General features: G+C 69.0%; 12 protein-coding genes. 9 read left to right on the top strand and 3 right to left on the bottom strand.

The window, feature by feature from the left end:
- Window positions 1-173 precede the first annotated feature (173 nt).
- Window positions 174-653 carry an Lrp/AsnC family transcriptional regulator gene (locus AB0J87_RS30965; protein ID WP_350725715.1) on the bottom strand — a complete coding sequence of 160 codons (480 nt, stop codon included), beginning with the start codon at window positions 651-653 and terminating at the stop codon, window positions 174-176.
- 103 nt (window positions 654-756) lie between these two features.
- Between AB0J87_RS30965 and hppD the strand changes: the two genes are divergently transcribed.
- From hppD to AB0J87_RS30940, 5 genes are all read left to right on the top strand, one after another.
- Window positions 757-1866, top strand: coding sequence for a 4-hydroxyphenylpyruvate dioxygenase (hppD, locus tag AB0J87_RS30960; protein ID WP_363970757.1), 1110 nt, complete (start codon window positions 757-759; stop codon window positions 1864-1866).
- Window positions 1867-1900: 34 nt separating this feature from the next.
- On the top strand, window positions 1901-2341 hold the full coding sequence (locus AB0J87_RS30955; protein ID WP_363970755.1) for an RDD family protein: 441 nt from the start codon (window positions 1901-1903) through the stop codon (window positions 2339-2341).
- Window positions 2342-2385: 44 nt separating this feature from the next.
- Window positions 2386-3798, top strand: coding sequence for a M1 family metallopeptidase (locus AB0J87_RS30950; RefSeq protein WP_363970753.1), 1413 nt, complete (start codon window positions 2386-2388; stop codon window positions 3796-3798).
- Between the two features lie 72 nt (window positions 3799-3870).
- The gene (locus tag AB0J87_RS30945; protein ID WP_363970751.1) at window positions 3871-4419 is read left to right on the top strand and encodes an RNA polymerase sigma factor; all 549 of its coding nucleotides are present in this window, start codon (window positions 3871-3873) and stop codon (window positions 4417-4419) included.
- Window positions 4416-5081, top strand: a complete 666-nt coding sequence (locus AB0J87_RS30940) for a hypothetical protein (protein WP_363970749.1) — start codon at window positions 4416-4418, stop codon at window positions 5079-5081. The genes AB0J87_RS30945 and AB0J87_RS30940 overlap by 4 nt, the downstream gene beginning before the upstream one ends.
- A gap of 134 nt (window positions 5082-5215) precedes the next feature.
- Here the strand turns inward: AB0J87_RS30940 and AB0J87_RS30935 are convergent, their stop codons facing one another.
- Complete coding sequence (locus AB0J87_RS30935) at window positions 5216-6385, bottom strand: FIST N-terminal domain-containing protein (protein WP_192793806.1); 1170 nt, start codon at window positions 6383-6385, stop codon at window positions 5216-5218.
- 171 nt (window positions 6386-6556) lie between these two features.
- On the opposite strand from AB0J87_RS30935, the gene AB0J87_RS30930 reads away from it, so the two are divergent.
- The 4 genes from AB0J87_RS30930 to AB0J87_RS30915 all read left to right on the top strand — a co-directional run bounded on the left by AB0J87_RS30930 (window position 6557) and on the right by AB0J87_RS30915 (window position 11303).
- Window positions 6557-7948 carry a sigma 54-interacting transcriptional regulator gene (locus tag AB0J87_RS30930; protein ID WP_363970747.1) on the top strand — a complete coding sequence of 464 codons (1392 nt, stop codon included), beginning with the start codon at window positions 6557-6559 and terminating at the stop codon, window positions 7946-7948.
- Between the two features lie 94 nt (window positions 7949-8042).
- Entirely contained in the window at window positions 8043-8756 is a 714-nt protein-coding gene (locus AB0J87_RS30925; protein ID WP_363970745.1) for a hypothetical protein, read from the top strand.
- 30 nt (window positions 8757-8786) lie between these two features.
- A complete protein-coding gene (locus AB0J87_RS30920; protein ID WP_363970743.1) occupies window positions 8787-10763 on the top strand; it encodes a hypothetical protein in 1977 nt (658 codons plus the stop codon).
- A 72-nt stretch (window positions 10764-10835) separates the two neighbouring features.
- Window positions 10836-11303, top strand: coding sequence for a GNAT family protein (locus AB0J87_RS30915; RefSeq protein WP_363970741.1), 468 nt, complete (start codon window positions 10836-10838; stop codon window positions 11301-11303).
- Between the two features lie 32 nt (window positions 11304-11335).
- Here the strand turns inward: AB0J87_RS30915 and AB0J87_RS30910 are convergent, their stop codons facing one another.
- Window positions 11336-11959, bottom strand: coding sequence for a hypothetical protein (locus AB0J87_RS30910; RefSeq protein ID WP_363970739.1), 624 nt, complete (start codon window positions 11957-11959; stop codon window positions 11336-11338).
- Window positions 11960-12088: the final 129 nt, after the last annotated feature.

Genomic DNA, 12088 nt, shown 5'->3' with positions numbered 1-12088 from the left:
CGAGGATTCCCGCGCCAAATGAAATCAGTAGAAGTCGGAGTACTCGTCGTTTTCGCATCCCGTTGCCACCGCCGCTCCGCACCCTCGACCCCCCTTGTCCACCCCTCATGCGCTGGGCGAATGTCAAGGCTAAACGATCGATAACGGTGCCTCGTCCCCTAGCGATAGTACGGCTACCGGTCACCGCGGCGCGGAACATCGGCGACCAACGGCAGCACTCGATAGGGAACCGGGGTGTCCAGGGCGATGATCGAATTAGTCCGGAGCACACCCTGTACATCAACGATTCGATCGATAACTCGCTGCAAATCGGCATTTGTCCGCGCCACCACGCGGCAGAGAAGATCGCTGTCGCCGGTGATCGTGTACACCTCCAGCACCTCCGGGATGGCGGCCAGCCGGTCGGCCACCGGGTCGTGCCCGGCGACCTGTCTAATCTCCATGCTGACAAACGCGGTGACGTCATAGCCGAGCGCCTCCGGCGACACGTCCGGCCCGAACCCGGTGATCACTCCCCTGGCGATCAACCGGTCCATCCGGGCCTGAACGGTGCCGCGGGCCACGCCGAGCCGGCGCGAGAACTCGAGCACCCCCAGGCGGGGCTCCTCCGTCATGAGGGTGATCAACCTGGCGTCCAGCTCATCGATCGTCATACTGTACAGATTTACCGGATATCTCGGAGCGCCGCTAGGCAGATTGTCCACCGATTGAAGTAACTCTTGCGCACTGAGCTCAGGGATATCGAGAGTTGCCAATATGAATGATGTCTTTCCGGTCAACGGCATGGACGCCGTCGTGTTCGCCGTGGGCAATGCCAAGCAGGCCGCCCACTACTACTCGACCGCGTTCGGCATGAGGTTGGTGGCCTACCGCGGGCCCGAGAACGGCAGCCGGGACGAGGTCGCGTACGTGCTGGTCTCGGGCGGTGCCACGTTCGAGTTCCGGGCCGCGGTCCGCCCGGGCACGGACCTGGCCAGGCACGTGGCCGAGCACGGCGACGGGGTGATCGACCTGGCGATCCAGGTGCCCGACGTGGAGGCGGCGTACGCGTACGCGGTCGCCCACGGGGCCGAGGGGCTGGCGGAGCCGTACACGATGGAGGACGAGCACGGCAAGGTGCAGATCGCGGCCATCGCCACCTACGGTGAGACGCGCCACACGCTGGTCGACAGGTCCAACTACGGCGGCCCCCACCTGCCCGGTTACGTGGCCGCCGAGCCGCTGGTGGCGCCGCCGGCGACGAAGGGCGGGCGGCTCTTCCAGGCGATCGACCACTGCGTCGGCAACGTCGAGCTGGGCAAGATGGACGAGTGGGTGGAGTTCTACCGGAAGGTGATGGGCTTCACGAACATGGCGGAGTTCGTCGGTGACGACATCGCCACCGAGTACTCGGCGCTCATGTCCAAGGTCGTCGCCGACGGCACGCGCAAGGTCAAGTTCCCGCTGAACGAGCCGGCCGTCAGCCGCAGGAAGTCGCAGATCGACGAGTTCCTGGAGTTCTACGGCGGCCCCGGGGTGCAGCACATCGCCCTGGCCACCAACGACATCCTGACCACGGTCGACCACATGCGGGCGGCCGGCGTCCAGTTCCTGGACACGCCCGACTCGTACTACGACGACCCCGAGCTGCGCGAGCGCATCGGCAAGGTGCGGGCGCCGATCGAGGAGCTGAAGCGGCGGAAGATCCTCGTGGACCGCGACGAGGACGGCTACCTGCTGCAGATCTTCACCAAGCCGGTGCAGGACAGGCCCACGGTCTTCTTCGAGTTGATCGAACGGCACGGCTCGCTGGGATTCGGTAAGGGCAACTTCAAGGCGCTGTTCGAAGCGATCGAGCGGGAACAGGAACGAAGGGGCAACCTTTAGTTTGTCCCGACTTAGTGGTGGTCATCAGGACATCATGGGATCACCACCGGGGCTGGCGGGACGCTGGCGACGGTTGTTCGCCGGCGTCCTCGACTGGCTCATAGTCAACGTCATCTCCGCCCCCTTCACCTGGTCGAGCTGGGAGTACGCCTGGGACCGGAGCAGAGGGGCCTGGGACCGCTACCCGGTGGAGCACACCTTCCTGGCCGGACTCGTGGCCTTCCTGTACTTCTGGCTCCTGCACGCCTTCTGGAACGGCCAGACCCTCGGCAAAAGGCTGTTCGGCATGCGGGTCGTGCAGGAGAACGGCGCGCGGATCACCGTGGCGCAGGCCGCGGTGAGACAGATCGTCGAGACCGCGCTCGCCTGGGTCTGCTGCGTAGGCTCGCTCATAGACCTCGGCTGGATCCTCTTCGACGCTCGCAAACAGGCGGTCCATGACAAGGCCGCCAGGACGGTCGTGGTGAATGCCTGACTCAGCGTAAGATTTTGGTCACGATCCGAAGGGGCGTGTTGCCAATGCGTTTCGACAGACGCGGGGTGGCACTGCTGGCCACGCTGAGTGTGCTGGCCTGTGCGCCCACCGACGGCCGAGCGGCGAGCGCGGACGACCCGCCCGCCGTCACCGACTACCGACCGGGCGCCGCCGGCATCGGCGACCCCGACTTCCCCGAGGACGGCAACGGCGGCTACGACGTTTCCCACTACGACCTGGCCGTCGACTACACCCCGAAGACCAAACAGCTCGAAGGGCGGACCACCATCCAGGCCGCCGCCACTCAAAACCTGTCGAGCTTCAACCTCGACCTGGCCGGCTACGACGTGCGCCAGGTCACCGTCGACAACGCGGCGGCGAGGTTCAGGCGGAAGGGCGACGAGCTCACCGTGACCCCCTCCCGCCCGCTCGGCAACCGGTCCCGCTTCACCGTCAAGGTCGTCTACGCGGGGCGTCCCAAGGCCGCCGAGGACAGCGACAACCTGGGCACGTACGGGTTCATCCCGACCCCGGACGGCGCGTTCGTGGCCTCCGAGCCCAACGGCTCCAAGACCTGGTTCCCCAACAACGACCACCCGGCCGACAAGGCCACGTTCGACTTCGCGATCACCGTGCCCGCCGGGCTGACCGCCGTGTCCAACGGGGAGCTCCAGGGCCGGCCCACGACCGCCGGCGACAAGACCACCTACCGGTGGCGCGAGCTCCACCCGATGGCGACCTACCTGGCGACCGCCACGCTCGGCAAGTTCGACCTGCGCCAGGGCCGCACCCCCGGCGGCATCCCGGAGTTCGCCGCCGTCGATCCCAAGTTCAAGAGCTCGCTCGACAAGCTCTACCAGCTCTCCGGCGAGATCACCGACTACTGGTCGACGGTCTTCGGCCCCTACCCGTTCTCCTCGACCGGCGGCGTCATCGACGACTACATGGCCGGCTACGCGCTGGAAAACCAGACCAAGCCGCTCTACGGGGGCTTCGAGCCCGACGCGACCATCATCGCGCACGAGCTGGCCCACCAGTGGTTCGGCGACAGCCTCACCCTCAAGCGCTGGAAGGACCTCTGGCTCAACGAGGGCTTCGCCACGTACGCGGAGTGGCTGTGGCAGGAGCACAAGGGCACGAAGACCGCGGAGGCCATCTTCAAGGACCTCCACGCCCGCCCGACCGATGACCCGATGTGGGCCTACCCGCCGGGGCGGGCCAAGCCCTCCGACCTGTTCAACGCGTCGGTCTACACGCGCGGCGCCATGACGCTGCAGGCCCTGCGCGACGCGATCGGGGACGACACCTTCTTCAGGCTGCTCAAGACGTGGACCGCCGACCACCGCTACGGTCACGTCACGACGGAGGAGTTCATCGCCCTCTCCGAGCAGTTGTCGGGCAAAAACCTCCGCCCACTCTTCGACGCCTGGCTCTTCCAGCCCCGCCGCCCCAGCTGACCTGCGGGGAAACGCTTCTCGTCGCTCGGTCCAAGTACTGATGTAAGGCGAACGACGAAGGGAGCGAGGCCAGTGCGCCTCAACGAAGACCCTGCGGCCTTTGAGGCCTTCTATCGCCGCCACGTCGATGCCGTCATGCGTTTCGTGGTCCGGCGGGTGAGCGACCCTCACCTCGCCGCCGACCTGACGGCGGACATCTTCCTGGCGGTGCTTGACTCGGCGCACACCTACGTGCCCGGCCGGGGCACCGAGATCGCCTGGCTGTACGGCGTCGCGCGCAACGTCGTGTCGGCCCGGCATCGGCAGGCCGCCCGGGAGGCGCGGGCGACCGGCCGCGTCGCCGGCCGGCGGCTGATGGACGACGACGACCTCGTCCGGATGGAGGAGCGGATCGACGCCGAGCGCCGGATGCGCGGCTCCCTGGAGGCCATGCGCGGCCTGCCGGAGGGCGAGCGCGCGGTGCTGGAGCTCGTCGCGATCGACCAGCTCACCGTCGCCGAGGTCGCCGAGGTCCTGGGGATCCGGCAGGTGACCGTACGAGTCAGGTTGCACCGGGCAAGACGGGCTCTTGAACGCGTCGCTTCGCCGTCGGCACCTGTGTACGTGGAGGGACAGGCATGAGCAATTTCGAGGAGCGCCTTCTCAGTGCACTCAAGGAAGAGATCACGACGAGAACGGCGGAGGACGACGTGACGACGACTGTGACACCGGCCAGGCGCGGCGGCTCCCGGCGGCGCTACGTGGGGCTGGCCGCCGCGCTGGCGGGGGTGGCGGCGGCCGCCACCGCGACGGTGGTGGTGCTGTCCGGGCTCGGCGGCAGCCCGGCGTACGCGGTGACCACGGGGGCCAACGGGGTGATCACCGTGCAGATCAACAAGTTCAACGACCCGGAGGGGCTGCAGGCGGACCTGGCCGACGCCGGGGTCAAGGCGATCGTCGACTACCTGCCCGAGGGGCAGACCTGCAAGATGCCGCGTGGCGCGAACGGGAACGGTCCGGGCGAGTTCGCGGTGAGCTTCGGCCGGTCGAGCGGCGTGACCTCGTTCATGATCGAGAAGGGGGAGGTGCCGGAGGGTTCGACGCTGGTGATGGCCGTCTCGAAGAGCAAGGCCGGCGACGACCAGCCGCCGTTCGGGATGTCGCTCACCATAGTGAAGGGGCCGGTCTCGCCCTGCGAGCCGACCGCGATGCCCGATCCCGACGCCCAGGACGGCGGGGGTGGCTTGCACACCAACACCGGAGACGAGGGCCAGGGTCCCAGCACCGACTCGGCGACCGAGTAACCCACCCGCGCCAGGGCCGGCCCGGCCCTGGCGCGACCCTGGGCAGGCCCGGAGCCTCCCCGAGGCCGCCCCGGGCGGCTTGAGGCCCGGTGGCCCTCCCGAGCAGACGGGGTCGCCGGGCCTTCAGGCGCGTGTCACGGGCCTGGGCTGGAGAAAACCAGGACGGACGCCGTGAACCCGTGCACATGGTTGTGACCCGCCACCGGCCCGACCTCGCCGGCGGCGAAGAAACCGGCCATGCCGATGGGCCCCAGCGTGTCACGCAGGGCGACCGGGTCGTGGTCGGCCGTGCCGAACATGGCCGAGCCCCGTCCGTTGCACGAGAACAGCAGCGCCCCGTCCACCTTGCCGAGCTGCTCCCGATGGGCGTCCAGCAGGTCGTACAGGTCCTCGTCGGCGGTGGCCGCGTCGCGTACCTGGAAGCGCACGGTCCTGCCGATCTCCACGATGTCGCCGATGGCCACGGCCTCGCGTTCGGGATCGATGCCGATGACTCCCCTGATGAGGAAGTCGCCGCGTTCGTGGCGCTCGGCGTACTCGTCCATGGCCACACCGATCTGCAGGCCGGAGGCGACCAGCTCGCGGTCGTCCTCGTCCAGCTCGCTGACGATGTCCTCCAGCCGGGCCAGCGCGGGCTGCCCGGCCAGCTCCAGCAGCAGGTTGTCCTCCGACGCGGTGACGACCATGCTGGGGCCGATCGGGCGGCAGCCCTGGCTGACGACGGTGCTGATCCTGACCGGGCCGCTGATCAGCACGCCGATCGCGCCCTCGGTGTAGACCTCGCCGTCGGCGAACAGCCGTACGGAGCCCCGTCCCTGCAACCCGTTGGCCAGCCCGCCGATCAACGGCAGGTCGCCGAGCACATCGACGGAGCGCTCGACGAAGGCGTCGGTCGGAAACGTGTACGGGTCGGCCAGCAGGATCGCCACATGATCATCGGCGCCCCGCTCGGGCAGCCCGACCACCACGAACCTGTCCTCGGCCGCCAGCGTCTCCAGCTGGAAGGTCGTCAGCCGGGCGCCGTCCAAGGTCGCCGCCCACGCGCTCACCGCGGGCAGCAGTTCGACCCCTTGTCCGTCGCCGATCACCCCCGTGGCACTGCATCCGACCACGTGCGCGTCGGGCGCGAGCCTCATAGCGGCCTCACCGGCCCGCGCGACGTCCTCGGGATCATCGCCGCAGATGAAGAAACAGACCAGGTCGGCCCGGCCACTGAGCCTCGACAGGGCCTGGCCCACGGCGGTCTCCGCGGCCCCCACCAGGTCGGAACCCACGGCGAGGCCGTCGGCGAAGCGGCTAGTCATAACGGCCACGAGTCTCGCCTCCCTCGACATGTCAAAGTTCCCTAGGCCCGATTCTCCCCACTAAAAGGACAAGCACGCGCACGAAACGTCACGCAATGGTCGAGATCCGAAATCTGCGCCAGATGCGAAACTCTCTGCCGCATTGCTCGCGGGGGACGTAGTCTCGTTCCCGTGCATCAGCCACGTATTCTCCGCGAGTTGCGAGAGAGCGGCCACGTTCATCGCACCGTCAAAGCCGAAGTCCGGGAGAACCTGCTGGCCAAGCTGCGGGCAGGCGAGCCACGATTCCCCGGCATCGTGGGCTTCGACGACTCCGTCCTGCCACACCTGGAGCGGGCCCTGCTCGCCGGGCACGACCTGGTCCTCCTCGGTGAGCGCGGCCAGGGCAAGACCCGGCTCATCCGCACCATCACCGGTCTGCTGGACGAATGGACCCCAGTCGTCGAAGGTTGCGAGATCAACGACCATCCGTACGCGCCGGCCTGCACGCGCTGTCAGGCCCTCGCGCGGGAGCTGGGGGACGAGCTGCCGGTCGCGTGGAAGCACCGCGACGAGCGCTACGGCGAGAAACTCGCCACGCCCGACACCTCCGTGGGCGACCTGATCGGCGACGTCGACCCGATCAAGATCGCCGAGGGTCGCACCCTGGGTGACCCCGAGACCGTCCACTACGGCCTCGTCCCCCGTACCAACCGCGGTGTCTTCTCCGTCAACGAGCTGCCCGACCTGGCCGAGCGCATCCAGGTGTCGCTGCTCAACGTGCTGGAGGAGCGCGACATCCAGGTACGCGGCTACAACCTGCGGCTCCCGCTCGACATCCTGCTCATCGCCAGCGCCAACCCCGAGGACTACACCAACAGGGGCCGGATCATCACCCCGCTGAAGGACCGCTTCGGCGCCGAGATCCGCACCCACTACCCGCTGACCGTCGAGGACGAGCTGACGCTCATCCGCCAGGAGTCCGTGCCGGACATCGGGGCCGACGTCCCCGAACACCTGATCGAGGTCATCGCCAGGTTCACCCGGCTCGTACGCGAGTCCACGGCGGTGGACGCCCGTTCCGGCGTGTCGGCGCGCTTCTCGATCGCCGCCGCCGAGACCGCCGCGGCCTCGGCCGTGCGCAGGGCGGCGCTGCAGGGCGAGGAGCAGGCCGTCACGCGCGTGGTCGACCTGGCCTCGGTGGTCCACAGCCTGCGGGGCAAGGTGGAGTTCGAGGTGAGCGAGGAGGGCAGGGAGACCGAGATCCTCGCCCACCTGCTGCGCCGGGCCACGGCGGAGACGTTCAGGACCCGGCTGGGCGGCATGGACCTGTCGGCGATCATCGACAAGTTCTCCGAGGGCACCCAGGTGGAGTCGGGCGAGCTGGTCCCCGCCGGCGAGCTGCTCCACCGGATGGGCCCGGTCACGGGCCTGGCGAAGGTCATGTCCAAGCTCGGCATGGGCGCGGGCGAGGAGTCGCCGGGGCACGCGGCAGCAGCCCTGGAGTTCGCGCTGGAGGGTCTTTACCTCATGCGGCGCCTGTCCAAGGAAGACCTTGACGGAGTGAGCGTCTACCGCACATGAACATATCGGCGGTCTTCCGCGTCATAGTGGATAGCTGATCACGCCGACCGGGAGGCCGCCCATGCGCCTGCTTGCCTGTGCCACCGCTCTTGCCATGGGTTTCGTCGCCGTGCCCGCCTCCGCCGAGGCCACGGCGGCCAAGGTCGTGTACGGGTACGCCTGGGCCGACGGGAAGGGGCACCTGCGGATCGTCCCCAAGACAGCCACTTTCGTGCGGAAGGGCGAGTTCCGGAGCTACCGGCTCAAGCCGGTGGCCGGGGCACAGGAGGTGCGGCTCGACTACACCGGCGCCTCCTTCGGCCGGGTCACGGTGGCGTGCGACCTGAAGGAGACCGAGGGCCAGGTGGCCCTCGACGCCAAGGGGCTGGGCCGGACGGCCTGCGAACCCGGGGATCTGACCGACGGGCTGGCCCGCGGGCCCGTTCCGCTCCGCGTCGAATACCGGGGCACGGACGCCGTCAAGATCAACGAGTTCCTGGTCACCGAGTGGCCGGGCGCGCGTACCGCCCGCGGCACGCTCAAGCGCGTCAACGACACGACGGTCCTGTTCACGACCGGCGGAAAGACGGTCAAGCTCGGGTACACGCACGCCACGAGCTTCTACCGGGCCACCGCGCGCTGCCGGGACGGGTGGCTGGCGGGCAAGCCGGTCAACGCCGACAAGCAGGGGCTCGGCAAGAAGTCGTGTACCTCGGCGGACCTGACCAAGGCGCTCAAGACGGTCGAGCACCCCGTACTGGTGAAGATCGACTACACCCCCGAGGCCGGCGGCGTCAACGAGGTGTGGGAGGTCTTCGGGGACGCGTAAACGGGCGGATCGGGTTAGCGTGGGTGCGTGATGGCCTTTCGCTATGGTGAGTACCACGACGGCCCCGATCCCCTCGCCCCGCCCTACGACGTGCGGGCGGCCCTCGACGAGATGGGCGACGCGATCCTGTCCGGTTCGACGCCGGTCCACGCACTGCGCGACCTGCTCAAGCGCGGCCTGCCCGGCGCGCAGGACCGCCGCGGGCTGGACGACATGCTCAGGGAGGTGCGCCGGCGCCGGCGCGACCTGCGCGAGCGCGGACGGCTCGACGGCACGCTGGAGAAGGCGCGGGCGCTGCTCGACAAGGCCATCGGGCAGGAGCGGGCCGAGCTGTTCCCCGACCCGTCCGACGACGCGCGGCTGCGGGAGGCCGAGCTCGACGGGCTGCCCGAGGACACGGCCAGCGCGATCCAGGAGCTGAGCACGTACGAGTGGCGCTCGTCGGCGGCGCGCCAGACGTTCGAGGAGCTGCGCGACCTGCTGCGGCGCGAGGTCCTGGACAGCCAGTTCAGGGGCCTGCGGGACGCCCTCGCCAACCCCGACCCCGAGGCGATGGAACGCGTCCGCCAGATGATGGCGGACCTGAACGAGATGCTGGACAAGGACTCCCGCGGCCAGCACACCCAGGCCGATTTTGACGACTTTATGGGGAAATATGGCGATTTGTTCCCCGAAAAGCCGCGCAACCTCGAGGAGCTCGTCGACATCCTGGCCCGCCGCGCCGCCGCCACGCAGCGCATGCTGGCCTCGATGACCCCGCGCCAGCGCGAGGAGCTCGCCGGCCTGATCAACCAGACCCTCGACCAGGCCGGGCTCTCCGACGAGATGCGCCGCCTCGGCGAGGCCCTCTACGCCCGCCGCCCCGACCTGGCGTGGAACGCCCCCGAACGCCTCACCGGCGAGGAGCCCCTGGGCATGGGCGACGCGGTCACGGCCCTGGAGGAGCTGGCCGACCTCACCCAGCTGGAGACCGCCCTGCGGCAGGACTACCCGGGCGCCAGGCTGGACGACATCGACGAGTCCGCCGTACGCCGTGCGCTCGGCCGCTCGGCCGTGGACGACCTGGAGGCGCTCAAGCGCATCGAACGCGAGCTGGAGGAGCAGGGCTACCTCCTGCGCCGCCGGGGCAAGCTGGAGCTCACCCCCAAGGCGGTCCGCCGCCTGGGCGAGACGGCGCTGCGCCGCGTGTTCTCCTCCCTCGACGCGGGCCGCCGCGGCGACCACGACCAGCACGACGCGGGTTCGGCCGGGGAGCTGACGGGTTCGACCCGGCCGTGGCGCTTCGGTGACGAACAGCCCATCGACGTGGTCCGCACGCTGGTGAACGGCGTGCGCAGCGGCGGCGTCGCCACCCCGGGCACCGGCCGTTCCGGTGGGCGTGTCGGGGTCCGCCTCTCGGTGGACGACTTCGAGGTGGCCGAGACCGAGCGCCGCACCGCCGCGGCCGTCTGCCTCCTGGTGGACCTGTCGTACTCGATGGCCCTGCGGGGCACCTGGGCCGCCGCCAAGCAGACGGCGCTGGCGCTCCAGGCGCTGGTGGCGTCCAAGTTCCCGCAGGACGCGGTCCAGATCATCGGCTTCTCCAACTACGCCAGGGTGCTGCAGCCCGACGAGCTGGCGGGCCTCGACTGGGACATGGTCCAGGGCACCAACCTGCACCACGCCCTCCTGATCGCCGGCCGCCACCTCGACCGCCACCCCGACTTCGAGCCGGTGGTGCTGGTGGTCACGGACGGCGAGCCCACGGCCCACCTCATGCGCAACGGCAGATCGGCGTTCGAGTGGCCGCCGTCGCACGAGACGCTGGAGCTCACGCTGGCCGAGGTCGACAAGATGACCCGGCGGCGGGCGACGATCAACGTCTTCATGCTGGCCGCCGACGACCGGCTGAAGGAGTTCGTGGACGAGGTGGCCCGCAGGAACGGCGGCCGCGTCTTCTCGCCGAGCGCCGAGCGCCTGGGCGAGTACGTGGTCAGCGACTTCCTCCGCCTGCGCCGCGCCCGCTGAGTTTGTCGGTGCCGTATGCCAGACTCGCTCGCCATGAGCGAGCGAAGCGAGCGACCAACCACAGGCGATGACGTGCGGTTGAGAGACGTCGTGGAGGCCGATCTGGAGGTCTTCCTGGCGCAGGAGCACGACCCGGAGGCGGCCCGGAGGTCCAGGTTCCCGCCCCGCCCCCGGGAGCGCTTCCTCCACCACTGGGCCACCCGGATCCTGGCCGACCCCACCGTCTTCGTGCAGGCGGTCCTCGTCGACGGCGAGCTGGCCGGAAACATCGTGGCCTGGTGGGAGGAGGAGCGGCGCTTCATCGGCTACTGGTTCGGCCGCGAGTTCTGGGGCCGCGGCGTCGGCACCCGGGCCCTGACGCTCTTCCTCCAGCAGGAGAAGGCCCGTCCCCTCTACGCCGACCCGTACGAAGGCAACACCGGCTCGGTCCGGCTCCTGGAGAAGGTCGGCTTCCAGCGGTCCGGCACGGTGCGGCACGGCGAGGACCAGCACATCATGCTGACCCTCCACGCCCCGGCCCCGCTCTCTCCCACGACCTGAGGGGCGCCGGCGTGCCCGCGCCGACCGCCTCGTCACGTCGTGCAGTACGCGTGAAGCACACCTCGCCTGTAGAAGAGGGCGTCATCGTTGCGCCAGCTGGCAGAGGCACCAGGACTTCCCGGAGTGTCCGAGAGTCCCACATTCACCAGCTCGGGCTCGTGGATCTCTATGGCGTTCCTGAGCTTGGGATGGCTCTTCGGGCACAGGATGAAGGTTCCCATTGTTCCGAGCGGATTCACATCCACCCGGTGCTTGATCATCGGTACAGGCGGCTGCGCCGGTTTCTCGTTCGAGCAGGCCAGGGTGACCGTGAGCGAGACATCGATCGGATGGTGGGCCGCATCCTCGAATGACTGCGTATTGGAGAAGTAGACCTTCACCGACCGGTTGGCGTCGTCGATCTCGAATTTGGTGAGGCTCGTGTGCTGCGCGTCCGCCTCTGAGCTGATCGTCGTCTCGCCGGCGACACCGACGATGTACGGCAGCGTGGACGGGCACTTCACCGGCACGTACCCACTGGTCTGCGCGCCGAGGCTCTTACCGCTCTGGAACTCTTCGTAGGCCGCGCCGGCCCAGGCCGGACCGGTGACGCTCACCAATCCCGCCGTGGCCAGCGTGACCGCCGCGACGATCTGCGCGGATCTAGCGATTCGCATGTTTCTCCTTGCCGTGGTCGAGTCTCTGCGCCGAGTTGCCGGCGCGACGCGTTCCGTTCGAAACGGCACGTCGTCCGTCGTGGTCGCATGACGAACCTAGGAATTCGCTCTTGGAGAGCGCTTGACCCC

The sequence above is a fragment of the Nonomuraea sp. NPDC049625 genome, assembly GCF_040675285.1.
Classification (GTDB): Bacteria; Actinomycetota; Actinomycetes; order Streptosporangiales; family Streptosporangiaceae; genus Nonomuraea; species Nonomuraea angiospora_A.
Note: the sequence above shows the minus strand (reverse complement) of the source record. Positions and strands in the feature narration are given on the sequence as shown.